Annotated in this window: 28 protein-coding genes, 1 tRNA gene and 1 pseudogene; 19 read left to right on the forward strand and 11 right to left on the reverse strand. The window is 71.7% G+C overall.

What is annotated here, in order from left to right; all coding sequences use genetic code 11:
- Positions 1-71: 71 nt before the first annotated feature.
- The 4 genes from rpsR to rpmB all read right to left on the reverse strand — a co-directional run bounded on the left by rpsR (position 72) and on the right by rpmB (position 1,171).
- Positions 72-311, reverse strand: coding sequence for a 30S ribosomal protein S18 (rpsR, locus tag F1721_RS03520; protein ID WP_150065083.1), 240 nt, complete (start codon positions 309-311; stop codon positions 72-74).
- A gap of 3 nt (positions 312-314) precedes the next feature.
- Positions 315-620 carry a 30S ribosomal protein S14 gene (gene rpsN / locus F1721_RS03525; RefSeq protein ID WP_150065084.1) on the reverse strand — a complete coding sequence of 102 codons (306 nt, stop codon included), beginning with the start codon at positions 618-620 and terminating at the stop codon, positions 315-317.
- A 147-nt stretch (positions 621-767) separates the two neighbouring features.
- On the reverse strand, positions 768-935 hold the full coding sequence (rpmG, locus tag F1721_RS03530; protein ID WP_150065085.1) for a 50S ribosomal protein L33: 168 nt from the start codon (positions 933-935) through the stop codon (positions 768-770).
- Positions 935-1,171, reverse strand: coding sequence for a 50S ribosomal protein L28 (rpmB, locus tag F1721_RS03535; protein WP_150065086.1), 237 nt, complete (start codon positions 1,169-1,171; stop codon positions 935-937). Before rpmB ends, rpmG begins: the two co-directional genes overlap by 1 nt.
- Positions 1,172-1,268: 97 nt before the next feature.
- Between rpmB and mrf the strand changes: the two genes are divergently transcribed.
- The 11 genes from mrf (at position 1,269) to F1721_RS03590 (ending at position 11,518) form a co-directional block, all read left to right on the forward strand.
- A complete protein-coding gene (mrf, locus tag F1721_RS03540; protein ID WP_150065087.1) occupies positions 1,269-2,519 on the forward strand; it encodes a ribosome hibernation factor-recruiting GTPase MRF in 1,251 nt (416 codons plus the stop codon).
- Positions 2,520-2,550: 31 nt separating this feature from the next.
- A complete protein-coding gene (locus F1721_RS03545; protein ID WP_150065088.1) occupies positions 2,551-2,802 on the forward strand; it encodes a type B 50S ribosomal protein L31 in 252 nt (83 codons plus the stop codon).
- 30 nt (positions 2,803-2,832) lie between these two features.
- Entirely contained in the window at positions 2,833-2,985 is a 153-nt protein-coding gene (gene rpmF / locus F1721_RS03550; protein WP_150065089.1) for a 50S ribosomal protein L32, read from the forward strand.
- 129 nt (positions 2,986-3,114) lie between these two features.
- A complete protein-coding gene (locus tag F1721_RS03555; protein ID WP_150065090.1) occupies positions 3,115-3,810 on the forward strand; it encodes a response regulator transcription factor in 696 nt (231 codons plus the stop codon).
- Positions 3,807-5,237 (forward strand): HAMP domain-containing sensor histidine kinase, encoded by a 1,431-nt coding sequence (locus F1721_RS03560; RefSeq protein ID WP_150065091.1) that lies wholly within the window; start codon positions 3,807-3,809, stop codon positions 5,235-5,237. The genes F1721_RS03555 and F1721_RS03560 overlap by 4 nt, the downstream gene beginning before the upstream one ends.
- 101 nt (positions 5,238-5,338) lie before the next feature.
- Complete coding sequence (locus F1721_RS03565; protein WP_150065092.1) at positions 5,339-6,127, forward strand: DeoR/GlpR family DNA-binding transcription regulator; 789 nt, start codon at positions 5,339-5,341, stop codon at positions 6,125-6,127.
- A gap of 92 nt (positions 6,128-6,219) precedes the next feature.
- Complete coding sequence (gene galT, locus F1721_RS03570) at positions 6,220-7,347, forward strand: galactose-1-phosphate uridylyltransferase (RefSeq protein WP_150065093.1); 1,128 nt, start codon at positions 6,220-6,222, stop codon at positions 7,345-7,347.
- A gap of 448 nt (positions 7,348-7,795) precedes the next feature.
- On the forward strand, positions 7,796-9,241 hold the full coding sequence (locus F1721_RS03575; protein ID WP_211840322.1) for a trypsin-like peptidase domain-containing protein: 1,446 nt from the start codon (positions 7,796-7,798) through the stop codon (positions 9,239-9,241).
- Positions 9,242-9,528: 287 nt separating this feature from the next.
- Positions 9,529-10,029 carry a MogA/MoaB family molybdenum cofactor biosynthesis protein gene (locus F1721_RS03580; protein WP_150065532.1) on the forward strand — a complete coding sequence of 167 codons (501 nt, stop codon included), beginning with the start codon at positions 9,529-9,531 and terminating at the stop codon, positions 10,027-10,029.
- 488 nt (positions 10,030-10,517) lie between these two features.
- A complete protein-coding gene (locus F1721_RS35585) occupies positions 10,518-11,015 on the forward strand; it encodes a DddA-like double-stranded DNA deaminase toxin (protein ID WP_150065094.1) in 498 nt (165 codons plus the stop codon).
- A complete protein-coding gene (locus tag F1721_RS03590; protein WP_150065095.1) occupies positions 11,012-11,518 on the forward strand; it encodes an Imm1 family immunity protein in 507 nt (168 codons plus the stop codon). The genes F1721_RS35585 and F1721_RS03590 overlap by 4 nt, the downstream gene beginning before the upstream one ends.
- Positions 11,519-11,586: 68 nt before the next feature.
- Here F1721_RS03590 and F1721_RS03595 read toward each other — a convergent pair whose 3' ends face one another.
- Positions 11,587-11,895, reverse strand: coding sequence for an antitoxin (locus F1721_RS03595; RefSeq protein WP_150065096.1), 309 nt, complete (start codon positions 11,893-11,895; stop codon positions 11,587-11,589).
- A gap of 196 nt (positions 11,896-12,091) precedes the next feature.
- On the opposite strand from F1721_RS03595, the gene F1721_RS34290 reads away from it, so the two are divergent.
- Positions 12,092-12,262: a hypothetical protein gene (locus F1721_RS34290; RefSeq protein WP_170210205.1), complete on the forward strand. Its 171-nt coding sequence runs from the start codon at positions 12,092-12,094 to the stop codon at positions 12,260-12,262.
- Between the two features lie 39 nt (positions 12,263-12,301).
- Here F1721_RS34290 and mscL read toward each other — a convergent pair whose 3' ends face one another.
- From mscL to F1721_RS03620, 4 genes and pseudogenes are all read right to left on the reverse strand, one after another.
- Complete coding sequence (gene mscL, locus F1721_RS03605) at positions 12,302-12,763, reverse strand: large conductance mechanosensitive channel protein MscL (protein WP_150065098.1); 462 nt, start codon at positions 12,761-12,763, stop codon at positions 12,302-12,304.
- Between the two features lie 90 nt (positions 12,764-12,853).
- Positions 12,854-13,492 carry an SAF domain-containing protein gene (locus F1721_RS03610; RefSeq protein WP_150065099.1) on the reverse strand — a complete coding sequence of 213 codons (639 nt, stop codon included), beginning with the start codon at positions 13,490-13,492 and terminating at the stop codon, positions 12,854-12,856.
- Positions 13,493-13,839: 347 nt separating this feature from the next.
- Positions 13,840-13,980 (reverse strand): annotated as a pseudogene (locus F1721_RS35495) (FmdB family zinc ribbon protein); the annotation flags it as partial.
- Between the two features lie 97 nt (positions 13,981-14,077).
- Entirely contained in the window at positions 14,078-14,674 is a 597-nt protein-coding gene (locus F1721_RS03620) for a 5-formyltetrahydrofolate cyclo-ligase (protein ID WP_246154177.1), read from the reverse strand.
- A 37-nt stretch (positions 14,675-14,711) separates the two neighbouring features.
- On the opposite strand from F1721_RS03620, the gene F1721_RS03625 reads away from it, so the two are divergent.
- From F1721_RS03625 to F1721_RS03645, 5 genes are all read left to right on the forward strand, one after another.
- Positions 14,712-15,626 (forward strand): UTP--glucose-1-phosphate uridylyltransferase, encoded by a 915-nt coding sequence (locus F1721_RS03625; protein WP_150065102.1) that lies wholly within the window; start codon positions 14,712-14,714, stop codon positions 15,624-15,626.
- 91 nt (positions 15,627-15,717) lie between these two features.
- Positions 15,718-16,941, forward strand: coding sequence for a molybdotransferase-like divisome protein Glp (gene glp / locus F1721_RS03630; protein WP_150065103.1), 1,224 nt, complete (start codon positions 15,718-15,720; stop codon positions 16,939-16,941).
- 7 nt (positions 16,942-16,948) lie between these two features.
- The gene (locus F1721_RS03635; protein WP_150065104.1) at positions 16,949-17,614 is read left to right on the forward strand and encodes a GNAT family N-acetyltransferase; all 666 of its coding nucleotides are present in this window, start codon (positions 16,949-16,951) and stop codon (positions 17,612-17,614) included.
- A 280-nt stretch (positions 17,615-17,894) separates the two neighbouring features.
- Positions 17,895-18,659 carry a divisome protein SepX/GlpR gene (gene sepX, locus F1721_RS03640; RefSeq protein ID WP_150065105.1) on the forward strand — a complete coding sequence of 255 codons (765 nt, stop codon included), beginning with the start codon at positions 17,895-17,897 and terminating at the stop codon, positions 18,657-18,659.
- Between the two features lie 97 nt (positions 18,660-18,756).
- A tRNA-Ala gene (locus F1721_RS03645) sits at positions 18,757-18,829 on the forward strand.
- Between the two features lie 491 nt (positions 18,830-19,320).
- Here F1721_RS03645 and F1721_RS03650 read toward each other — a convergent pair.
- The gene (locus F1721_RS03650; protein WP_150065106.1) at positions 19,321-20,067 is read right to left on the reverse strand and encodes a helix-turn-helix domain-containing protein; all 747 of its coding nucleotides are present in this window, start codon (positions 20,065-20,067) and stop codon (positions 19,321-19,323) included.
- Positions 20,068-20,300: 233 nt separating this feature from the next.
- On the opposite strand from F1721_RS03650, the gene F1721_RS03655 reads away from it, so the two are divergent.
- Both F1721_RS03655 and F1721_RS03660 read left to right on the forward strand, forming a co-directional pair.
- Positions 20,301-22,235 (forward strand): hypothetical protein, encoded by a 1,935-nt coding sequence (locus F1721_RS03655; protein ID WP_150065107.1) that lies wholly within the window; start codon positions 20,301-20,303, stop codon positions 22,233-22,235.
- Between the two features lie 22 nt (positions 22,236-22,257).
- Complete coding sequence (locus tag F1721_RS03660) at positions 22,258-23,772, forward strand: type 1 periplasmic-binding domain-containing protein (protein ID WP_150065108.1); 1,515 nt, start codon at positions 22,258-22,260, stop codon at positions 23,770-23,772.
- 9 nt (positions 23,773-23,781) lie between these two features.
- Here the strand turns inward: F1721_RS03660 and F1721_RS03665 are convergent, their stop codons facing one another.
- A complete protein-coding gene (locus F1721_RS03665) occupies positions 23,782-24,573 on the reverse strand; it encodes an IclR family transcriptional regulator (protein WP_150065109.1) in 792 nt (263 codons plus the stop codon).
- Between the last annotated feature and the right edge of the window lie 39 nt (positions 24,574-24,612).

Raw genomic sequence — 24,612 nt, forward strand, 5'->3', positions numbered from 1 at the left:
GTGCGGCGGCGGGCAGGGTGAGGAGAGCGGCCGGGGCGGCGGTTTTCGCGCGGAACCGCCGCCCCGGTGGCTCACTTGCGGCCGTTGCTCGGGTACGGCAGCAGCGCCATCTCGCGGGCGTTCTTGATCGCCTTGGCGACCTCGCGCTGCTCCTGCACGGTCAGGCCGGTGACCCGGCGGGACCGGATCTTGCCCCGGTCGGACAGGAACTTGCGCAGCAGCGCGGTGTCCTTCCAGTCCACCTGGACGACTCCTTCGCGCTGGAGCAGGTTGGGCTTGCGCCGGAAGTTGCGGCGGTCGGTGTTCGGCACGGCTCACCAGCTCGACTTCGTCACGCCGGGCAGCTCACCGGAGTGCGCCAGCTCGCGCAGCCGCACCCGGGAGACGCCGAACTTGCGGAAGTACCCGCGGGGCCGCCCGTCGACGGCGTCCCGGTTGCGCACCCGGACCGGGCTCGCGTCGCGCGGCTGGCGCTGCAGCTCGAGCTGGGCCGCGCTGCGCTCCTCCGGGCTGCTGCCCGGAGCGGCGATGATCTTCTTCAGCTCCGCCCGCCGCTCGGCGTACCGGGCGACGACCGCCCTCCGCTGCTCGTTGCGGGCGATCTTGGACTTCTTGGCCACTGGGCCTTTCCTCTCGTGTTCCAGGAGAACGGGGAAGCGATCCGCGGTGGGCTCGTTTTGCCTGGCAGGTGCCCGTGAGTGTTTTCGGGTGCTCTGGCGCCGCAACACACTCACGACTCCTGAGCTGCGGAAACGAGCGCCGACCGATCAGCGCTCCTCGCGGAACTCCACGTGCTTGCGCGCGACCGGGTCGTACTTGCGCAGGACCAGCCGGTCCGGGTCGTTGCGGCGGTTCTTGGTCGTCACGTAGGTGAAGCCGGTGCCCGCGGTGGAGCGCAGCTTGATCACCGGCCGGGTGTCGGTGCTCTTGGCCATCAGAACCGCTCCCCCCGGGCGCGCATCTCGGCGACGACCGCCTCGATGCCGCGCTTCTCGATCGTCTTCATCCCCTTCGTCGACACCCGCAGCCGGACCCAGCGGCCCTCGGAGGGCAGCCAGTAGCGCTTGCGCTGGACGTTGGGCAGCCAGCGGCGCCGGGTGCGGTGGTTCGAGTGGGAGACCTGGTTGCCGTAACCGGGCTGCATCCCGGTCACCTGGCATCGGATGGACATGACCTACCTCTCGATAATGACATCCATTTTCAAAACGACGCGACCGAGGGTACCGTGTGCCCGGCGTAGATGAAAACCGTTGTCGATTGAGGTGGGGATGGAAACCGAGTCGTCCGCGATGCCGCTGATCATGGTGGCCGGGATCCGCGCGGACCAGGTCGCGTCGACCGCCGAGGCGGTCCGGCGCAGCGATCCGGCGGGCACCGCGCTCGTGCACCACGACCTGCGCGAAGTCGCCCAGGGCGTGGTCCGGCGGCTGATCCGCCACGGCGGCACCGAGCAGGTCGAGGTGCTGGAGCTGGCGCACGGTTGCGTGTCCTGCACCCTGCGGGAGGACCTGCTGCCGCTGCTGCGCAGGCTGACCGCCGCGCCGGACGTGACCGGGGTGGTCGTGCAGCTCGACCAGGCCCTGGAACCGGACACGATCTGCTGGGCGCTGCAGCACGTCGAGGTGGACGGCCGCCCGCTCACCGCCGACGTCCGCGTCGAGGCCGTGATCACCGCGGTCGACGCGGCGAGCTGGCTGGCCGACGCGACCGGCGAGGACGAGCTGGTCGAGCGCGGCATCGGCGGCAGCCCCGACGACGAGCGCACGGTGGCCCAGGTCGCGGTCGGCCAGGTCGAGTTCGCCGACGCGATCGTGCTGCTGGGCGAGGCCGAGGACCGCTGGACGCAGGTGCGCACCGAGGCCGTGATCGCCAGGCTGACCGCGACCGCGCCGACCGCGCGGTTCGACGACCTGGACGTCCCGGCGCTGCTGGCCCGCATTCCCGCCGGGGCGCGGCGCGGCGAGATCGACGGGCCGCACGGCCAGCTGCTGCGCGGCCAGCCGTCGCTGGACACCGACGCCGGGGTGTCGACGGTGCTGTTCGAGGAGCGGCGGCCGTTCCACCCGGAACGCCTGCACGAGGCCATCGACGTGCTGCTGGACGGCGTGGTGCGCACCCGCGGCCGGGTCTGGGTGGCCAGCCAGCCCGACGTGGCGCTGTGGGTCGAGTCCGCCGGGGGTGGGCTCGGCGTCGCGCACGGCGGCCCGTGGTTGGCCTCGCTGGCGCCCGAGCAGTGGGCCGAGATCTCCCCGGAGCGCCAGGTCAGGGCCTCGCTGAACTGGGACGACTACTACGGCGACCGGATGCAGGAGCTGGTCGTGATCGCCCACGAGGCCGACCCGCAGCACATCGTCAGCGCCCTCCGCCGCGCCCTGCTCACCGACGACGAGCTCGCCGCCGGCGAGCAGGTCTGGGCGCAGTACGCCGACCCGTTCGGCGAGTGGCACACCGATCCCTGCGGCGACGACCCGGCGGAGCGCTCCGCCGACGCCGCGGGCGAGCGGGGCAACCGGTCGTGAGCGCACGACCCCGACACCGCGAGGAGACATCGTGAAACCCGGAATCCACCCCGAGTACCGGCCGGTCGTGTTCCAGGACCGCACCACCGGGCAGAGCTTCCTGACCAGGTCCACCGCGACGTCCGACGCGCGCATCGAGTGGGAGGACGGCAACTCCTACCCGCTGATCGTGATCGACGTGACGGCGTACTCGCACCCGTTCTGGACCGGCAACCAGCGGGTGCTCGACACCCAGGGCCGGGTGGAGAAGTTCCGCCGCCGCTACGGCGGTCGCACCCGCTGATCCCGCCCCGACGAAGGAGGAGTTCGAGGAATGGCAGTCCCGAAGCGGAAGATGTCGCGGGCCAACACGCGGCACCGGAGGTCGCAGTGGAAGGCGGCGGCGCCGGACCTGGTGCCGATCGTCGTGGACGGGAAGCGCCAGCTGGTGCCGCGCGCCCTCATCCGGCACTTCCACCAGCGGTGACCCGTTCGGCGCGGGCCGATCACCCGCGGTGATCAGCCCGCGCCCGGAGGTGAGACCGTCGTCACGGTGGTCCGCGACGACGGGTGAGGTTCTCAGCTCGTTCTCAGGGCCGCGGGTAAGACTGTGCTCATGCGCATCCTCGTCGTCGACGACGATCGTGCCGTGCGGGAATCCCTGCGCCGGTCCTTGCAGTTCAACGGGTACCAGGTGGAGCTCGCCGCGGACGGTCAACAGGCCCTGGACCAGCTGGCCGCCAGCCGCCCCGACGCCATGGTGCTCGACGTGATGATGCCCCGGCTCGACGGGCTGGAGGTCGCCCGGCGGCTCCGCAGCACCGGCGACGACCTGCCGATCCTGGTGCTCACCGCCCGCGACGCGGTCTCCGACCGGGTCGCCGGGCTCGACGCGGGCGCCGACGACTACCTGCCCAAGCCCTTCGCGCTGGAGGAGCTGCTCGCCCGGCTGCGCGCGCTGCTGCGCCGCGCCAGCCCGCCGGAGGCCGGTCCGGACGAGCACCCGGCCGCGCTGCGCTTCGCCGACCTGGAGCTGGACCCCGGCACCCGCGAGGTCCGCCGCGGCGAGCGCCCGATCAGCCTCACCCGCACCGAGTTCGCCCTGCTCGAACTGCTGATGGCGCACCCCAAGCAGGTGCTGACCCGCAGCCGCCTGCTGGAGGACGTGTGGGGCTACGACTTCCCGACCTCGGGCAACGCCCTGGAGGTCTACATCGGCTACCTGCGCCGCAAGACCGAGGCCGAGGGTGAGCCGCGGCTGATCCACACGGTCCGCGGCGTCGGCTACGTGCTCCGGGAGACCCCGCCGTGACGGTCCCCGCTCCGCCCCCGCCGGACCTGGGCCCGCCCCGCCCCCGGGGCAGGTTCCAGCGGGTCTCGCTGCGCAACCGCGTCACCTGGCTGGCCGCGATCTGCGTGGCGGGTGCGGTCGCGCTGGTGTCGGTCGCGGCGTTCGTCACCGTGCGCGACAGCCTCTACCAGCAGCTGGACGACAGCCTGACCGAACGCGCGGTGGAGGCCGCCGAGGGCCCGCTGGTGCGCACCGCCGACCTGCAGCAGGTGCCGGTGGCGTTCTTCACCGCGACGAACTTCAAGATCAGCGTGCTGGGCGCGGACGGCTCCGAGTTCGGCCCGAAGGACCAGCGGCCGCCGCTGAGCTACGCGGAACTCGCGGTGGCGCGCGGCGACGTGCCGCAGTCGCGGCGCACCGACCAGCGCACCAACAGCCGCGTGGTGGCGGTGCCGACCGGGCAGAACGCCGCGCTGGTGATGTCCACCTCGCTGGACCCCACCCAGCGCACGCTCGCCCAGCTCAGCGTGGTGCTGGTGGTGATGGGCGGCGCCGGGATCCTGCTCGCCGCGGCGGCCGGGACGGCGGTGGCGCGGGCCGGGCTGCGCCCGGTGCAGCGGCTGACCGCCGCGACCGAGCGCGTGGCGCTGACCGGTGACCTGCGGCCGATCCCGGTCGACGGCGACGACGAGCTCTCCCGCCTGACGACCAGCTTCAACGGCATGCTCAGCGCGCTGGCCGAGTCGCAGGAGCGGCAGCGGCGGCTGGTCGCCGACGCCGGGCACGAGCTGCGCACCCCGCTGACCTCGCTGCGCACCAACCTGGAGCTGCTGATGGCCTCGGCCCGGCCGGACGCGCCGAACCTGGCCGAGGAGGACCGGCGGGAGATGTTCGCCGACGTCCAGGCGCAGGTCACCGAGCTGTCCGCGCTGGTCGGCGACCTGGTGGAGCTGGCCAGGGAGGACACCCCGCAGGCGGTGCACGAGCCGGTGGACCTGGTGGACGTGGTGGAGCGCGCGCTGAGCCGGGCGCGGCGGCGCGCCCCGCGCATCGAGTTCGACGTGCGGCTGCAGCCCTGGGTGATGATGGGCGACGCCACCGCGCTGGAGCGGGCGGTGCTGAACCTGCTGGACAACGCCGCGAAGTGGAGCCCGGACGGGGGCCGGGTGCGGGTGGACCTGGTGCCGGACCCCGGTTCCGGGCAGATCCTCCTGGAGGTCGCCGACAGCGGCCCCGGCATCGCGCCGGTGGACCGCCCGTACGTCTTCGAGCGCTTCTACCGGTCCTCGGACGCCCGGACGCTGCCGGGCTCCGGGCTGGGCCTGTCGATCGTCAAGCAGGTCGCGGAGCGGCACGGCGGATCGGTGTGGGCGGGTGAAGCACCGGAGGGCGGCGCACTGCTGCGCATGTCCCTCCCGGGCAGCACTCCGCAAACCGAACAGCAATGAACACCATGCGCCAAAAGTGGTAGGCGTGCGCCACACTTCTGCGTATCACCCGTTCGGGTAGTGTTGGTTCTTGTTCGCTTCGCTGATCTGAGGGGACGAGTGTGCTCGCACGGCAACGCCAGGAAGTGATCCTCGACGAAGTGCGGCGCACCGGTGCGGTGCAGGTCGGCGACCTGGTGCTGCGCCTGGGCGTCTCGGACATGACCATCCGCCGCGACCTCGACGCGCTGTCCCGCCGCGGCCTGGTGGAGAAGGTCTACGGCGGCGCGACCTCGGTGGTCGGCCGCAGCACCGACGAGCCGGGCTTCGAGGCCAAGTCGGTGCGCCAGCTCGCCGAGAAGGAGGCCATCGCCGCGCTCGCCGCCCAGCAGGTCCGGCCGGGGACCGCGATCGGGCTGTCCGCGGGCACCACCACCTGGACGCTGGCCCGCCACCTCGACGACGTCGCGGACCTGACCGCGGTGACCAACTCGGTCCGCGTCGCCGACGCCCTGCAGCGGCGCGGGCGCACCGACCGCACGGTGGTGCTCACCGGCGGTGTGCGGACCCCGTCGGACGCGCTGGTCGGACCGGTCGCGGTGCAGGCGCTGCGCTCGCTGCACCTGGACATGGTGTTCCTCGGCGTGCACGGGATGGCGCCCCGCGCGGGCTTCACCACGCCCAACCTCAACGAGGGCGAGACGAACCGGGCGCTGGCCGAGGCGGCCGGTCGGTTGGTGGTGGTCGCCGACAGCTCCAAGTGGTCGACCGTCGGGATCTCCACGATCGTCGACTTCGACGAGGTCGATCTGCTGATCAGCGACCAGGGCCTGCCCGCCGAAGCCCGGCAGCTGCTGGGCGAGCACGTAGAGCTGCTGCTCGCGGATCAGGAAGGCGCTGAGGAGGACTGATGCGCGATTCTTTCGACTCAACCCCAGCACATCTCAACCGCGCCTCAGGGGACCGCGACGCAGCTCAGCCACGAGAAACCTCGAAGCACGAGATGAACGCCGAACGCGGCCACCACCGTGAATCGCGGAGAGGCGGAACAGCGAAGCGCACAGCGCGGAAGCTGGCCGATGGCCGGGAGATCATCTATTTCGACGCCGACCCGGCGAAGGTCCGGGAGGCCGAGGACACCCGCGAGCTGCCGCCGCAGGCACCGGCCTCGGAGATGCGGCGGGACCCGCTGACCGGCGAGTGGGTGGCGATCGCCGCGCACCGGCAGTCGCGCACCTACAAGCCCCCGGCCGAGCTCTGCCCGCTGTGCCCCAGCACCCCGGGGCGGCCCACCGAGATCCCGGAAGCCGACTACGACGTGGTGGTCTTCGAGAACCAGTTCCCGTCGTTCGCGCAGGGGATCCCCGGCGAGGACTCCGCGGTGGAGGGCGTGCCGATGGTGCCGTCCGCGCCCGCGCGCGGCCGGTGCGAGGTCGTCTGCTTCACCTCCGACCACAACTCCTCGTTCAGCGCGCTGAGCCCGGCCCAGGCCCGCAGCGTCGTGGACGTCTGGGCGGACCGGACCGCCGCGCTGGCCGAAACCCCCGGCGTGGAGCAGGTCTTCTGCTTCGAGAACCGCGGCGAGGAGATCGGCGTCACGCTGCACCACCCGCACGGCCAGATCTACGGCTACCCGTTCGTCACGCCGAAGACCGGGAAGATGCTGCGGGTCGCGGAGGAGTACCTCGCCCAGCACGGCCGCCACGTGCAGGGCGACGTGCTGGCGGCCGAACGAGCGGCCGGGCGGCGCGTGGTCGTCGACTCGGAGCACTGGACGGCGTACGTCCCGGCCGCCGCGCGCTGGCCGGTCGAAGTCCACCTCGTGCCGCACCGCAAGGTCCCGGACATCGCGGCCCTCACCGACACCGAGCGCGACGACTTCGCGCAGACCTACCTCGACGTCCTGCGCCGCCTGGACGGCCTCTACGAACGCCCCCTCCCCTACATCGCGGCCTGGCACCAAGCCCCGGTCCGAGTAGGACGCGACCTGTCCTGGCTGCGCCTGGAGGTCTTCTCGGTCCGCCGCTCCGCGGACAAGCTGAAGTACCTCGCGGGCTCGGAGTCAGGAATGGGCGTCTGGATCAACGACGTAACCCCGGAACAAATCGCCGACCGCCTCCGGAGTACCTGAGCTCCAGCGGCTGGCGCCGCTTGCCTGACGGTGGCGGCTCACCACGCCCCCCGCGCCGCCGCGACCACGGCCGTGCGAGGGGTGGTGACGTCCGCAATTTCGATTGAAATTGCCTCACCTCGCCACTGGAGGTTCCGTCGAGAACGACGGCAATTTCGATTGAAATTGCAACACCGCGCAAAGCAACCACCCACCGCTTTGAACCCAAAAGCAACCCCCCACGCAACGTCACCCCTCCTCGCAAGGCCGCCCCGGTCTCACCACCGATCGCCGGGTCGCCCCGGTCTCGCCACCGATCGCAAGGCCGCCCCCGGTCTCGCCACCCATCGCCAGGTCAGCGGACCGACCTTCGGTTGTGCGGTGAAGGTCACAGGCCTGGCGGGTTTTGATTGGTGGCTCCACAGGGGGGTCTCAGGCGGTTCTCAGCCGCGTGGAGCAGAGTGGGGACATGACCGATCACACCCCGGGTTCCGGCAACCAGCCGGAAGAACCGACGCCGCGGCCGGAAGGCACCCCGGCGGGCACCGGCGACACGCCACCAGCCGGGGTGTCGCCGCAGCAGTCCCAGCAGGCGCAGCAGCCCGATCCGGCGCAGCCGTACGCGGCGCAGCAGTCCGAGGGCCAGCAGTCGTTCGCCGCGGCCGAGGGGCAGCAGCCGTACGCGAGGCCGTCCGAGGCACCGCACCCGTACGCGGCCCAGTCGGAGGGGCAGCAGTCGTACGCGGCGCAGGGAGCGCAGCCGCATTCGACGCAGCAGTTCCCGCACGCACCTTGGCCGTCGGCGGGCGGGCACACCGCCGTGCCGCCGACGCAGCAGCAGTCGCACGGGCGCCGCGGCGGGCTCGTCGCGGGCGTGGCCGCGCTCGCCCTGGTGTGCGGTCTGGTCGGCGGCGGGGTCGGCGGGTACGTGGGTTACCAGTTCGGGGACCGGGCGCCCGGCGTCACCTCGCTGGACGAGTCGCGCCCGGCGCGCAGCGTCAGCACCGCGCCGCAGGGCTCGGTGCAGCAGGTCGCCGAGCGGGTGCTGCCCAGCGTCGTCCAGCTGCAGCTGGTCACCGCGCGCGGGTCCGGCGAGGGCTCCGGCATCGTGCTGAGCAGCGACGGCTACATCCTGACCAACAACCACGTGGTGGACGGCGGCGGTTCGCGCGGCCAGATCACCGCGCAGTTCCAGGACGGCCGCTCCGCGCCGGTCCGGGTGATCGGCACCGACCCGAAGTCCGACCTCGCGGTGGTCAAGGCCGACATCACCGGGCTGACCCCGGCCGAGCTGGGCCGCAGCGACGACCTGCCGGTCGGCGCCCCGGTGGTGGCCATCGGTTCGCCGTTCGGCCTGTCCGGCACCGTGACCAGCGGGATCGTCAGCGCCAAGGACCGCCCGGTGCGCGCGGGCGGCGAGTCCGGCAGCGAGGACACCGTGCTCAACGCGCTGCAGACCGACGCGGCGATCAACCCGGGCAACTCCGGCGGTCCGCTGGTCGACATGGACGGCAACGTGGTCGGCATCAACTCGGCGATCTACAGCCCCGGCAACGGGCAGGGGCAGGCGGGTTCGGTCGGTCTCGGGTTCGCGATCCCGATCGACCAGGCCCGGCGCATCGCCACCGAGCTCAAGGACCGAGGTTCGGCCACCCAGACCACCCTCGGCGTGCTGATCGGCGTCGGCAACCAGCCGGGAGCACTGGTTCGCAACGTCGTGCCCGGTGGCCCCGCCGAACAGGCCGGGATCCGCACCGGTGACCTGATCACCAAGGTGGACACCCGGCCGATCCTGGATCCCGATTCGCTGGTGGCCGCGGTCCGCTCGCACGCTCCGGGCGACCGCGTCACGATCACCATCAGCGGGAGCGGCGGGGATCGCACCGTGGACGCCACGCTCGCCGGGCAGGGGTGACCGGACGCGCGGCCCGGCACCGCCGGGCCGCGTTCCCCGCCGTCGGCCGCCCACCGGGCTGGCCCTGCCCCCTCCGCGCCCCCGGAGCGGTCGACGGCGGGAAGCTTGGACTTGCGTGGCGGTTGCAGCTCGCGAGGGCGGGGCGGGAATCCCCGCCGGAGCTCGGCTTCTTCGTGATGAGGAGGAACATGTCCGACGGAACAGGCGTGGTGCAGCGGCGCCGGTTGGCCGAACTCACCGGCTCGCTGGATCTGACCGGCCCGCCCCTGGGGACTACGGTTACCGGCATGGAACGCAGCGCGCAGCGTTTGGGACGGGCCCTGGTGGTCGTGGTGGACGACCGGGTCGCACAGGGCGAGCAGGAGGACAACATCGGTCCGCTGGTGACCGAGTTGTTGGAGGAGGCCGGCTTCATCGTCGACGGCACCGTCGCGGTGGCCGGTGAAACGGTGGACATCCGCAACGCGCTGAACACCGCGGTGATCGGCGGCGTGGACGTGGTGATCACCGTCGGCGGCACCGGTGTGTCGCCGCGGGACGTCACCCCGGACGCCACGGCCGGTGTCCTGGACCGGCCGATCCCGGGCATCGCGGAAGCCCTGCGGGCCTCCGGCCTGGCGGCGGGCGCGGTCGAGGCGGGTGTCTCGCGAGGCCTGGTCGGGGTCTCCGGCAGCACGCTGGTGGTCAACCTCGCGGGCTCGCGTGCGTCGATCCGCGACGGCATGGCCACCCTGACGCCCCTGGTGACCCACGTGATCGAACAGCTGTCCGGCCTCGAAACGGCCTGACCCGACAACAAGAAGCGGTGGCGGCTCCGGGCGGAGCCGCCACCGCTTTTGTCTGCACCCCGGCGAATACTGACAGTCATGATTGATCTGCGGTCAGTTAAGAGGCTGGTTCGATGGTCTCGGCCGTAGCGCCTCGTCCTCGCGCGCGTGGACGAGGCGCTCGAGAAGCTCAGGGCAGGTCAGGACAGAGTCGTTCAAGCTCACGAGTGCTTGGATGAAGCGGGACAACCAGCGGGCCCGGGAGTCCTCCTCGGCTCCGTCGACGATGCTGCTCGGTCCGCCCTGCCCTGCGCGGATCAGGCAGCGAACGATCTCGTTCTGGCTCACCAAGCGCTGGAGAGGGTCCGAGAGATCGTTCTGGGGTGGCGTCAGTCGGTTGCTGGGACGAGTGCCCCGGGGGATGGGGGCCAGTGCGAAAGTGGCCGCCTTCCGCTCGTGCGCTCGAAGCCTGTTGACGAGCTATCCCCGGACGACTTCAACACTGCTCAATGGGCCGATTCGGTACGAGTGAGCCTTTTTCATCCTGGCCGTGGACCGCAGCTGCGAAGGGCACCGGCACCGCCACCCAGAACGAGGTTGGAAAAACCTCAGTGGAAATCGCGCACCTCAAGCCGACAGTGGGTCTTGCATTCGATGAGGAGGGGAGACGAGCGCTGGCCGATCGCGATCTGCGGAGCAAGCAGGACGGCGAGGCTCGTGAGATCGATCGATTCCTGCGGGACAGCCCGGACTTTCCGAAGCAGCGTCGACCGGATGTACCGGTAGCTGCAGCTGCCCACGTTGAGATGAAGGTCGCGATGGAGATGCGCAAACGAGGCATCAGGCACATCACCCTGGTGATCAACAATCCGCGAGGGATCTGCCGCGGTGATTGGGGATGCATTCCGGCTGTTCGGGCTATCCTGCCGCGTGGGCACTCGATCACGGTATGGGTACCCGGTGCCGCCGTACCATGCGAGCTGCACGGAGGGAGCCCGACATCATGACGATGCTCAGCGCTGATCTGCCTGCTTACGGCGGCGATGGGTGGCGCCATGCCGCCTCGTGGGCCGAGGTGGAGAGCATGATCGGTGCCGCGCTGGACAGGGGAGATCGAAATACGCCGGGGTGGTTGCAGGTCGGTCGGGATCTCGAGACCGGCGAGCCCGGGGACTTCCAGCTGCGAGTGGTGGCCGATCCCGACGCGGGCTGCGCTGCGTTGCTGTGGTTCATCAACGTGGCCCCCGAGGAAGCTGATGACGATGAACTGGCCCAGCACTTGTGGGTCACGTTCAACCCGGAGTCCCCGCTCGAGGCGCCGCTGTTGGCCAGCGACTACGACACCGAGCACTTCCACGACCGGTTCACGGTCATCGATTTCGAGCAGGCGCGTGAAGCGCTGCGCGATTTCTGCCGGAGCGGGGGCCAGCGGCCGCAATCGGTCCAGTGGGTGGCCGGTGACTACTACGGGCGGATCCTCCAGCGGTTGGACGTCGCTGGCGCGGCATGACTCGGTGCTGACCCGACAACAAGAAGCGGTGGCGGCTCCGGGCGGAGCCGCCACCGCTTCTTGTTCGGTCAGGGGGTCTTCGGTGGCTGGCCGGTCTCGCCGGGGCCCTTGTCCTCGGGGGAACCGGGCTGCTCCGGGCCCTTGTCGTCGGTGGCCTTCGGCGGTTGGCCGTCGTGGTGGTCGCGCTTGAGCATGCCCTCGACCTTGCCGCTGACGGTCTCGATCTTGTCGTGGTACTTGCCGCCGGTCGCCTTGTCCAGGCTCGACTTTGCGGCGTCGAGTCCCTTCGCAGCGCTCGGACCCGCCTTCTCGGCGAGCTCCTCCGCCTTGCCCCTGGCCTGGTTCGCCAGTTCCTTGGCCTTGTCCAGGAATCCCATCTTCTCGCCTCCCGCGGCTGACGCCCGGTGAGCCAACGCCTGGCGCCGCTCCCGCGGCATTGCGGACCTCGTGCCCTCAACTGTAGTCGACATCACACCCGAGGTCGGCGGTATCCCCGCCCGGCTCCCCGAGTGCGGGATGATGGAGGTGCGCCACCTGCGAAGATCGGGCGCGGAGCCGGCGGGAGGACTGGAGTTGAACGGCGACACAGGTCGGGACGAGCGGGAGCGGCGGCGCAAGCTCGCGGAGATCTTCGGCGACGTCCTGCCGGAGACCACCTCGGACGACCGGCCGGACCGGACGCCCGCCGAGGACGACGAGCGCTGGTACCGCGAGAACCGGCCACCGCACCACGACCCGCGCTGATCCGCCGGGGCGCTGGCGGCCGCAGGGCCGTGCTGCTGCCTACTTCTTGTGGCCGTCGCCGGAGACCTTGGCCTTCTCCAGCTGGCTGGCCAGGCCCTTGACCGCGGGCAGGCCCTGCTCGCGGCGCAGCAGGTCGCGGATCTCCAGCAGCAGCTCGACGTCGGTCGGGTCCTCCGGGGTCTCCTCCTTGCCCTTCTTGCGCCGCTCGTTGATCGTCTTCATGGGCAGCACGAACAGGAAGTACACCACCGCGGCGGTGATGAGGAAGGTGATCACCGCGTTGATCACCGCGGCGAAGTCGATGATCGACGCCTGGTTGCCCTCGCGTAGCTGGATGCTCAGGCCGGTGACGTTGCCGCCGCCGGTGGCCGCGATGATCGGCTTGATGATGCTGCTGGTGAAGGACGTGACCAGTGCGGTGAAGGCGCTGCCGACCACGACGGCGACGGCCAGGTCGATCACGTTGCCGCGCATCAGGAAGTCCTTGAAGCCCTTGAACACGCTTGATGCTCCTCTCGAAGTCAGGGGTGATCCGACGCTCACGGACGGATGAACGCCGAATCGATGGGGTAATCGGCGTAAGGATGCTACTCAGCGCAGCGTAACGGTGACCGTCTGGTTGAGGGATGCTGCGGCCACCTCGCCCGCGAGCCGCTCCGGAAGTCCGACGAAGACGAGTCTGCCCTGGTCGCGGCGGTCCTGCTCGGGTTGGACCGCGATCACCGGGGTGTTCTCGGCGAGCACCGAACCGCCCTCCGACCGGGCGGCGGCTGTGACGATGTCCACCCGCCTGCCGGGGGCGAGGAAGTCGGCCACCTCCGGATCGGCGAGCCGGATCGGCGCGGACACCGTCCCGCCGCCGGAGGCCGCGGTCGGCCCGTTGAAGCGCGCGTCGGTCAGCGGTTCACCGCGCCGGGCGGCGGCGCTGAGCACCCGGCCGAGCGCGGCGGGGGAGTCCCGCAGCGCCCCGTCCGGCACCAGCTCGACCGGCAGCTCGCGGCGCGTCACGTCCACTTCGGACAGGGCGCGGCCGGGCGGCAGGTCGCGCGCGGCGACGAGCACCGGCACCCCGGCCTGCGGCGGACCGTGGTGCTGGACGGCCAGCGCGGCCGCGAGCAGCAGCAGGGCGACTGCGGCGGATCTGCGCAGCAGCAGGACCCCGCGCCGGGCGCGGAAGAGGGCGGCGATGCGGTCGTGCGGCCTCGCGCTGAGGCGGTCTTTCGGCGTCATGGTCGGCTCCGCTTCTCCGGGGGGATCGAACTCGTCCGAAGTTAGGGAGCTTTTCGCCGCTGCGGGAGGGGGATTCGAAAATCTGTGCACAAACCGGTCCGTTGTGGACAACTCGGATCACTCGAACGAAATTCCGGTGATCACTCGCCGCGCACACGAAAATCGCCGACCGCGGCGGGGCGGTCGGCGAGCGGAGATCGGTGGGCTCAGGAAGCGGCGGCCGTCGTGGCCGAGGAGCTGCTCGACGACGAGTCGGACGACGAGCTGCTCGACGAGGTCGAGCTGCTGCTGGTCGAGCTCGACGAGTTCGACGACCGGTTGTCGGTGCGGTAGAAGCCGGAGCCCTTGAACACGATGCCCACGGCGTTGAACAGCTTCCGGAGCCGACCGGTGCACTTCGGGCACTCGGTGAGGGAGTCCTCGCTGAACGACTGCACCTGCTCGAAACGGTGGTCACACTCGGTGCAGGCGTACTGGTAAGTGGGCACGGCCGCGAACCTCCGGCATCTCGTCCTGGCACTCGAACTACAAGAGTGCTAACCCGATAATGCTTCAGAAGAGGTGTCCAGCGCAAACAGGCCTGTGTCACACGGGTAGCGACACGACACCGCGCTGCGGGGTCAGCACCCCGGTCATCCGCACGTCGTGCGGCTCCCCGGGCAGCTCGGGCACGAACTCCTCGTCCCGGACCACCGCGATCAGCGGCGCCGCCGGATCGGCCATCGGCAGCGACCGGTCGTAGTAGCCCGCGCCGCGCCCCAGCCGCACGCCCCGCCGGTCCACGGCCAGCGCCGGGACCAGCAGCGCCCCGGCCTCGCCGACGGCGGCGGCGCCGAGCCGCTGACCTGCGGGTTCCAGCAGGTTGAAACCCGCCTCGCGCAGCGAGTCCGGGCCGGTGTAGTCGGCCCACTCCAGCGGCTGGCGGCGGTTCACCACCGGCAGCAGCACCCGCAGCCCCGCCGCGCGCAGAGCCTCCAGCAGGTCCGGTGAGCCCGGCTCGCCGCCGACCGGCACGTAGGCCGCGACGGTCCGGACCGGGTGCTCGGCCAGCCAGGCGAGCGCGGCCTCCTGCAGCGCCCTGGCCTCGGCCGAGCGGGTGGTTTCGTCCATGTCACGGCGCTGCTGCAACAGCCTGCGGCGCCACTCGGCCTTCGTCGTACACGATTCGTCCAGCGAGCTCACGGTTCCACTGTAGGTTTGCCCGATAGGCTCCCTGGCCATGAGCAGCCCGACGAGCACGCCCATCGCGTTCCGGACCGCCATCGTGCCCGCAGCCGGCCTGGGAACCCGGTTCCTGCCGACCACGAAGGCGGTGCCCAAGGAGTTGCTCCCGGTCGTGGACACCCCCGGGATCGAACTGGTCGCCGCCGAAGCGGCCGAGGCGGGCGCACAACGCCTGATCATCGTGACCTCGCCGGACAAGGGCGCGGTCGCCGACTACTTCACACCGCAGCCCGAGCTCGAGCGGACGCTCGAGGAGCGCGGCAAGGACGCGCTGCTGGAGAAGGTCCGCCGCGCGCCCGGCCTGCTCTCCGCCGAGACCGCGACGCAGGAGCAGGCCCTCGGGCTCGGCCACGCCGTGGGCTGCGCGGAGCCGAACCTGACCGACGCCGACGACGCGGTCGCCGTGCTGCTGCCCGACGACCTGGTGCTGCCCACCGGCGTGCTGCGGCGGATGGCCGAGGTCCGCGCCCGGCACGGCGGCAGCGTGCTGTGCGCCTTCGACGTGCCGCGCGAGCAGATCTCCGCCTACGGCGTGTTCGACGTCACCGACACCGACGACGAGGACGTCAAGCAGGTCCGGGGCATGGTCGAGAAGCCGGCGCCGGAGCAGGCCCCGTCCACCTTCGCCGCGGCCGGTCGCTACCTGCTGGACCGCGCCGTCTTCGACGCGCTGCGCCGCATCGAGCCCGGTGCCGGAGGTGAGCTGCAGCTCACCGATGCCGTAGCGTTGCTGATCTCCGAAGGACACCCGGTGCACGTGGTGGTCCATCGCGGTGGGCGACACGACTTGGGAAATCCTGGCGGTTTCCTCAAAGCTGCGGTGGACTTCGCGCTGAAGGATCCCGAGTACGGGCCGGACCTGCGGTCCTGGCTCGTCGAGCGGATCGCGGAGAACGACGGGGTGTCCTGAACGGCCCGAGCGCTCGCCGCCTCCGCCGGGACAGGACGTGATGACAGCCACGCCGGGCGGCGGCTCGGTGCGCGGGAAGAGGACGACAGCCATGAGGTCAGTGGACGAGCAACTCGCACGCGTGCTCACGGCGGCTGTCCGGCCCGCACCGGTCCGGGTGGCGATCTCCGAGGCGCAGGGCCTGCTGTGCGCGGAGGAGGTCGTCGCCGAGCAGGCGCTGCCCGGGTTCGACCAGGCCGCAGTGGACGGGTACGCGGTGCGCAGCGTGGACGTGCAGGCCGCCGCAGACGAGTCGACCGTGCTGCCGGTCGTCGGCGAGATCCCGGTCGGCTCCCGGCAGCCCCGACGGCTGCAGCCCGGCCAGGCGGTCCGGGTGGACACCGGGGCGCCGCTGCCGACGCTGGCCGACGCCGTCGTCCCGCTGGACTACACCGACGAGCACCCGGCCAAGGTCACCGTGCGCCGCCCGGTGCCCTCGGCGGCGTTCGTCCGCCGCACCGGCGAGGACGTGCAGACCGGCGACGTGGCGGTGCGCCGCGGGGCGCCGATCGGGTCCGCGCAGGTCGGGCTGCTGGCCGCGGTGGGCCGCGACAAGGTGCTGGTGCACCCGCGGCCGCGGGTGTCGGTGATCTCCGTCGGCGAGGAGCTGGTGGACGTGGACCGCACGCCCGGCCAGGGCCAGGTCTACGACGTGAACTCCTACGCGCTGTCCGCGGCCGCTCGGGACGCGGGCGCCGAGGTCACCCGCGTCGGCATCATGAGCAGCGATCCGCGCCGGTTGCGCGAGGTCGTGGAGGGGCGGCTGCTGCTCTCGGAGATCGTCGTGGTCGCCGGTGGCGTCGGCGGTGCGGCCGGGGCCGAGGTCCGGGCGGCGCTGTCCGACCTCGGTGAGCTCGACGTGACCAGGGTCGCGATGCAACCCGGGTCGGTGCAGGGCTTCGGACGCCTGGGGCCCGACGAGATCCCCACCTTCATGCTGCCCAGCAACCCGGTGAGCGCGCTGGTGGTGTTCGAGGTGCTGGTGCGACCGCTGATCCGCGCCGCCCTCGGCAAGCCCAACCCGCACCGCCGCACCGTGACCGCCGAGCTGCTCTCGCCGATCACCTCCACCGAGGGGCGGCGGGGCTTCCTGCGCGGCCAGCTGCTGCGCGACCCGAAGAACGGCTCCTACCTGGTGCAACCGCTGGGCACCTCGGGATCGCACCTGCTCGCCTCGCTGGCCGAGGCGAACTGCCTGGTGGTGGTGGACGAGGAGGTCACCGAGATCGGCGCGGGAGAAGAGGTCCAGGTCCGCTTCCTGTCGCAGCGCGCCTGAGCCGCCGATGCAGCCCACCGACGCTGATGGGTTCCCGGTCGGCCGCCACCCCGGCTGGCCGGCCAGGCTCGGGCCGCTGGTCACCGCGCGCGGTGCGGTCGCGCTGCGCCCGCCGCGCCTGCGCGACGCGTCGGCGTGGAGCCGCACCCGGCTGCACGACCGGACCTACCTGCAGCAGTGGGAGCCCACGGCCGTCGGCGGCTGGCAGGAGCGCAACGCCGCGACGGCGTGGCCCGCGCAGTGGGCGGCGCTGCGCGGCATGGCCCGCCGCGGCCAGGCGCTGCCGTTCAGCATCACCGTGGACGGCGAGTTCGCCGGCCAGCTGACCATCGGCAACATCGTGCGGGGCGCGCTGCGCTCCGGGTGGATCGGCTACTGGGTCGCCGAGCGGCTGGCCGGTGGTGGCGTGGCCACCGCCGGGGTCGCGCTCGCCGTCGACCACTGCTTCGGCCCGGTCGGGCTGCACCGGCTGGAAGCCACCGTGCGGCCCGAGAACCTGCCCAGCGTCCGGGTTCTGGAGAAGTCCGGGTTCCGCCGCGAGGGGCTGTTCCGGCGCTACCTGGACGTGGCCGGGGACTGGCGGGACCACTACGTGTACGCGCTGACCGCGGAGGAGGTCCCGGAGGGCGCGGTCGCGCGGCTGGTCCGCGGCGGCGGGGCCAGCCGCCCCTGACGGCCGAACCGGCGGGAGATCTTGATCACGCACCGTCACCGCTGGCGCGGCGGGATTTCGCGGAAATTGCACCGAACGGACGCATGATCAGACGCATTCGGCGGTGTGGAGACCGACACGCCGATGTCGATGTTGCCGCTGACTCCGCTGAACGTGGGGTTTTCTGGGCCGCGGGGAACCTACCGTGTTCGGCGTGGCTCCAACACGGGAGTGACAGATGTGACTAGCGTGGCGATCGCAGACTCGTGTGCTGCCGGTGGCCAGGGGGAGGTGGCGAGGCATGCCCAGTTCGTTGATCTTCGCTGCACTGGCGGCGGCGTGGCTGGTGGTGCTGGCGCCGATGTTCGCCCGCCGCCGCCAGGAAGTGTCCAAGACCACCGATTCCGCGCTCGCCGCGAGGGTGGTCCGCCGCGGCAGCGGTCGGCGTCCGGCAACGCCCGGAGCCGCGACAACCGACAGGGTGGAGGAGGCCGGGATGTCTGACACCGAGCTGGACGACGCGGTCGAGGAGCACGACACCGACGACAACTCGTGGCGCCGGGTGAACGGCGACGACGTCCGCGCCGGTCGCCGCTACCGGCCCGGCCGCGGCGGGTTCGACCCGGAGGCCGCCGCGCTGGCGGCCCGCGCCAAGTACGCCCGGCGGCAGCGGATCGTGGTCGCCATGCTCGCGGCCGCGGTCGTGACGGCGCTGCTGGCGGGACTGCTGTGGCCGGTCCTGTGGTGGCTGCACGGCATCATCGACCTGGTGATCGTCGGCTACCTCACGTACCTGCGCCGCCAGGTCCGCATCGAGGAGGACATCCGCTCCCGCCGCCTCGCCCGCATGAACGGCGAGCGCGACGAGGTCGAGTACGCCGACGAGTACGACGAGGACCTCCACGACGACGAGTACGACGACGCGGCCGAGGACGAGGTCGTCGAGCGCCGTGACACCCGCCAGACCACCCGCGCGGTCCGCGTCGAGATCGACGACGAGGACCCGATGTTCGACGAGCTGGACGAACGCACCTGGGAGCCCTACCGCCGAGCGGCCGGGGAGTGATCCCGACCCCGTGGAGGGGGGTGCTGCGAACCCCCGATTCGGGCCTTGCTAGAGTACTGACAACAACAAAGCCGAGAGGCCGAAAACCTCGAGGCAAGGGGCTGTAGCGCAGTTGGTAGCGCGTCTCGTTCGCATCGAGAAGGTCAGGGGTTCGATTCCCCTCAGCTCCACGCAATGGGAGGCTCGTGCTCGCGGAGAGCGCGAGCCTTTTTGCGTTCCGCGTGTCTATCGCGGGGGCCGAGCCCCCGCGGCCCCCACGGTGCGGTGGTTGCTTTTCGTCGGCTCCTCGCGCGGGTGGGTTCTAGGCCTGGGTGGGGACCAGCTCCTCCGGGAGCGCTTCGGACGTCCAGCCCAGGGGTGGTGCGGGACCGGGTGCGGCGACGTCTCACCACCTCCTGGGGAGGGGTGGGGACGGTTGCGATTTCGATTGAAATTGGCGGATGTCGCCACCGCAGGTTCCGTCGCAGCGCAACAGCGCCGATTTCGATTGAAATCGCATCCCGCAAGGCGACCACCTACCGCTTTGAACCCTGAGCAACCCCGCACCCAAACAGCACCGCTCCTCGCCAACCCCACCCGGTATCACCGCTGAGCTCCTGGGGTTGATGCTGACTGCCCGCTGATCGCTCGGTGCTGCCCTCCGTGCTTGCCCGGGGTGGGGTCAGGGGCACCTGGGGAGCAGGGATTGGGCGGGTTTCGGGGTTGGGGCGAGCATCAGGTCGCTGATGTAGACGTTTCTGTTGCCGTAGTAGTCCGTTGCCAGGCGGAGCCAGGTGTCGCTGGTTCCCCGGGTGGTTCCCGCTTCGTCGATCCAGGTGTAGCGGACTCCTGTCGTCCAGCAGGCGACTGCGTGGGTTCCGGGCCAGATCTCGCCCGCTCGGGTTTCGGCCAGCGGGTCCGGGGTCCAGTGGGTCCAGTTGTAGGTCGCCACCTGGAGCGGGACCAGTGGTTCTCCGGTTCCCCTGGCGGGGTCGGGGGTCAGGAGGAGCACGGCCGTCGCGCCCGCTGCCGCGCCGAGGGCCAGGGCGCTGGCCGAGGTGATCAGGACCGTGCGGAGGCGGTACTTCGGCGGGGCCTTCGGTTCCGGTTTCGGGGCTGTTTCCCAGACCCGCTTGCGGGCTTCCATCCAGCGCGGCAGGTCCTCCTCGGCGATCCCGCAGACCAGCAGGTAGATCTCCAGGTTCGTCTTGTTCGGGGCGCGCTTTCCGGTGAGCATGTCGCTGAGGGTGCTGCGGGCCAGGCTCGGCTGGTGGCCGCTCCGCGGCGGGAGGCGTTTGGCCGCGCGTTCCACACCCGCGTAGGACAGGCCCGCGCGGTTCCGCGCGGCGTTCAGCAGCTCGGTGAACTCGTCGCGGGTCGTGCTGCGGTCGGGGTCCAGTGGCTCGGATTCCTCGCCGACATCCTGCACTGCTGGGGCCTCCCCACTCCATCCGAAGCCGTTCGACAGCGTTCGGCGAACGGGCCGGGTGCTTGTCGGACACGGTAGCGCCGTCTCGGGGCCCAACGGCCGCGAACAGCGAAAATGCCTGTTCCGAACGGCTTTCCGGAGGGACCGGAGGGTTCGGAACAGTTCGGCGGACTGGTGGTCCCGGTACCGCATCCGCTTCGCTCGGCACCAGCGCCGAGCGAGCGGAGACCACCATGCAGCACGAGGTAGAGCTGGTCGAGGAGTTCCTGGCCCGGCCCGAGGACCACCGGGGCGTGCCGCGGAGCCGGTGGGTGCCCGTGCTGGTCTTCACCGGTCCGCGCAGCAGCAGCAAGACGCGGCTGCTCGGCGAGCTCGAAGCCGCGCTCGACATCCCGCACGCCCGCCAGGACCTCGAGGTCGCCCCGGAGATGTCCACCTGGCAGCGGTTGTCCGCGCTGGTCTTCGAACTCAGCCGGGAGCGCGGCCGGTTCGGGCGGCTGGGGTTCCCCCGGTTCATCACCGGGCAGCTCGTGATCGCGCAGCAGCTCAACCGCCACGACCGCGACCGGGCCCGCGCGCAGGTCGTGCAGGCGCTGGAAGCGCACCGCAACGTCGACCAGCTCCGGTTGACGCTCGGGCAGATCCTCGCGGACGTCGCCGCCGCCGGGCTGCTCGGGCCCGTGCCGGTGCCCGGCGCCGTCGGGCAGCTCCTGCCGAACTTCGTGATCAGCGGGCTGACCGCGTGGCGCTGGGGGCGCCGCGTGGTGCTCGGCACCGGTCAGCACTGGTACGGGCACCAGGACCGGCAGCTCGACCGCGACCCGATCGACGAGCTGGTCGACCTCAACCAGATGACGCACCGGCCGAACGACGACCGGGAACGCCTGGACGCCGAGGAGCTGCTGTGGTCGGCGTTCCTCGCCGACCTGCGGGCGGAGTTCCGCCGCAGCAGGTACGCGGACCGGCGGACGCTCAACTGCGCGGTCCTGCTCGACAACATCGACAGCCCGGCCGGTCGCGGCTTCCTCGACGGGCTGGTCCGGGCGCGCGACAGCATGCGCGAGGAGGAACCGCTCACCGGCGGCGACCTCGCGGATCCGCTGACGGTGGTGGCGACCAGCCGCAGCAGCACCCAGACCTGGGCGAACATCCCCTCGCTGCCGACCGCCGAGGACGCGAGCTACGAGGACTACACCCAGTGGCACGGCGGTGTCGGGGTCGAGCGGAACTGGTATCCGGTGCAGCTGCGCAACTTCACCCGGAACGAGGTGGTGCGGCTGGTGGCCGACGCGGGCATGCGCGATCACCGCGGCATCGCCGCCGCCGTGCACCGGTTCACCGACGGCCACCCCGGCTCCACCGACCTGCTGCTCACGGCGTTCGCGGACGCGGAACGACGTCTCGAACTGCACGCCCTGCTGGAATCGACGAGCCCGCCGGATCACCGCAGCGTCGAGGACCGGTTGCTGGACCTGTTCCTGGCGAACCTCTCCGCTGCCGCGCGAGCGGACCTGGTGACCTGCGCTGCGGCCCCGGATCTGGAGCAGGCGCGGCGTCTCGGCGCGGCGAGCGGGCTGCTGGTCGCCACCGCCGAGCGGGACGAGGTCTTCGCGCCGTCGCTGTGGTTCCAGAACGCGCCGGGCGGACCGGCGGTGCTGCCGCGCGTGCTGCGCCGACTGCTGGTCCGGCAGCTCGCGGGGCGTCCGGCGGAGCACCCGGCGTCCTGGGCGAAGGTGCACGGGTTCTTCCGCGAGACCGGTGCCGGGGCGAAGGCGCTGCACCACGCGCTGGCGATCGGCGAGGTGGAAGCGGTCACGCGACAGCTGGCCGAGCTGCTCCGCGGTCCTGAGCTGTCGGTGGCCGATTGGCGCGCTGTGCTGGAAACCACCGTGTCCGCGCCGAACCGGGTCGATCCCGCGATCCCGCCGCTGCGCCACGTCCAGGAGCTGTCCGCGTGGGCCCGAGGTCTGGACGAGCCGCTGGCCTCGCTCGCCAAGCTCGTGCCCGCCCGCTGGCTGGAGAACGATCCGCTGCTCGAGGACGGGCTGCGGCTGCTGAAGCTGACCATCGCCGACGCCTACGACCGCATCGCACCGCATTCCGACGACATGGCGGCGCTGCTGGAGGACGGCCAGAAGTACCGCCGCGACGCCGAGCAGATCCGCTGACCGAGACCCGAGGAGATGTGTCGTGCTCATCCAGCAGAACCCCGCGCCACGACGGCGGAACGGCACCAAGCGGATCGCGGCCGGGCTCTCCACCCGCGGGCGGCGCCGACGGCGGATCAAGCTGATCGCCTCGGCGGTGGCCGCGGTGGCCGTGCTCGGCGGGCTGATCTTCCCGCTGGCGGTCCCGTGCGGCGGGGAGCTGTGGGACGACGGCGGCGAATGCGTCGGCATCAGCGACGGTTCCACCTCCTTCCACCCGGAATTCGACGCCGTGGCCGCGAAGATCTGGGCGGAGAACCAGCGGGTGGCCGGTCAGCGCGGCATCACCATCGCGGTGCTGGTGCCGATCCCGCTGCCGAGCGAGAGCGGCCAGCCGCCGAACGGCCTGCTGTCCACCGACCAGATCCGCGCGCTGCTGGAAGGCGCGCACGTCGCCCAGGTCCAGGCGAACCGATACGACCTGAAGGTCCGGTTGGTGCTGGCGAACGAGGGGAGTCGCGAGCAGGCCTGGCAACCGGTGGTCGGCGAGCTGGAGCGGCTGGTCCGCCACCCGCAGCCGCTGGTCGCGGTGACCGGTCTCGGCGTCAGCGTGCAGCAGACCGTCGACGGCGCCCGGGCGCTGGCCGCGGCGGGAATCCCCTCGATCGGCTCGGTGATCACCGCCGACGGCCTGAACACCACCGGCACCGGCGCGTACGGGCTGGTCCGGGTCAACTCCAGCAACGACGACCAGCTCGCCGCGCTCGCCGAGTTCCTCCCCCGCAACCGGCCGGACCTGCGCAAGGCCCTGGTCGTCGCGGACACCAACCCGGCGGACTTCTACACCCGGACGCTCCGCGAGGGGTTCGAGCGGCACTTCGGCGCCTACTGGGACGGTCCCCGGCCGTCGTGGATGCCCTACTCCGGCGCCCCGCGGACGCCCGGGATCGTCGCCCAGTTCAACTCCATCGCCGGTCGGCTCTGCGGCGACAACCCGCCCGACGTGTTCTTCTACGCGGGTCGCGCCATCCTGCTGCCGGACTTCGTCGCCCAGCTCCGGCAGCGCGGCTGCGTCACCGACCGCCCGGTCACGGTGGTGACGGCCTCCGACGCCAGCGACCTCCAGGTCGCGCTGGGCGAGCCAGGGCCGAACGACTCCCCGGTCTCGGTGATCTACACCGGGCTGGCCGAGCCGAAGGCGCTGAAGGACCCGCGCTGGAACCCGACGCTGGACCAGTACCAGCGCTTCGAGGCCGAGTTCCGGAACAACGGGTTCCCCGAGGCGGACCTGCGCAACGGCTGGGCGATCATGCAGCACGACGCGGTCCTGGCCGCCGCGCAGGCGTCCCGCACCGCGATCGGGCAGGGGCTGCACCTGCCCGCCCCGACCGACGTCCTGCCGCAGCTGTACCTGATGAACGATCCGGAGCACGTGGTGACCGGCGCGGGCGGCAGCTTCCAGTTCGACCCGGTGACCGGCGACGCGGTGGGGCGGCGGATCCCGATCCTGGAGCTCACCCCGGCGGGCCAGGTCGACGTCCTCGACGTCGTCGGGTGATCCGGGGCGTCACCCCGTCGCCGGTGCGAGGGTGTACTCCTCCGGGGCGAGTTCGGCGGCGAGCTCGCGGAGCAGGGCGCCGATCTCGGCGAGGCGGTCGGTGGTCATGCGCTCGGCGGGGCCGGTGACGCTGATGGCGACGTCCTGCGAGGTCGTGGACGTGAGGGCGATGCCGACGCAGGCGATCCCGGCTTCGTTCTCCTGGTTCTCGACCGCCCACCCCCGCCTGCGCGCGGCGGCCACCGCGTCGCGGAACCGGTCGCCGAGCGCGGGGTGCGCGTGGTCGGGCTCGGCTTCCCTGAGGTAGCTGGTCATGAGCGCGTCGTTCGGGGGAGCTGCGGCGATGAGCGCGCGGCCGAGCGCCGTGGTCGCGATGTGCGTGCGCCGACCGACGCGGGACCACACGCGGACGGAGCGCTCCGGCTCGATCTTGTCGAGGTAGACGACGCGGCGGCCGTCGAGCACGCCGAGGTGGACGAGCTCCTCCGTCCGGCGCGACAGTTCGAGCAGCAGCGGCCGGAACAGCAGCGGCAGGTTGTCGCCCGCACCGAAGGTCCGCACCAGCCGCCGGAGCGCCTCGCCGAGGACGTAGTTGCGGTCGTCGCCGTCGCGCGCCACGTACTCGCGGTGCGCGAGGCCGCGGAGCAGCCGGTGGACCGACCCCTTGTTGATCCCCGTGCGCGCCGCGATCTCGCCGAGCGCGAGCCCCTCGGGGCCCGCTGCCGCGACCGTCTCGAGCACGACGAGCGCGCGGTCGAGGCTGGTGACGGGCGGCGTCTCCGGTGTGGCTTCGGTCTCCATGGCTCCATTCTCGTCCGGGGCGATATTGCGTCGCGGTCA

The sequence above is a fragment of the Saccharopolyspora hirsuta genome (assembly GCF_008630535.1).
In the GTDB taxonomy this organism is placed as follows: domain Bacteria; phylum Actinomycetota; class Actinomycetes; order Mycobacteriales; family Pseudonocardiaceae; genus Saccharopolyspora; species Saccharopolyspora hirsuta.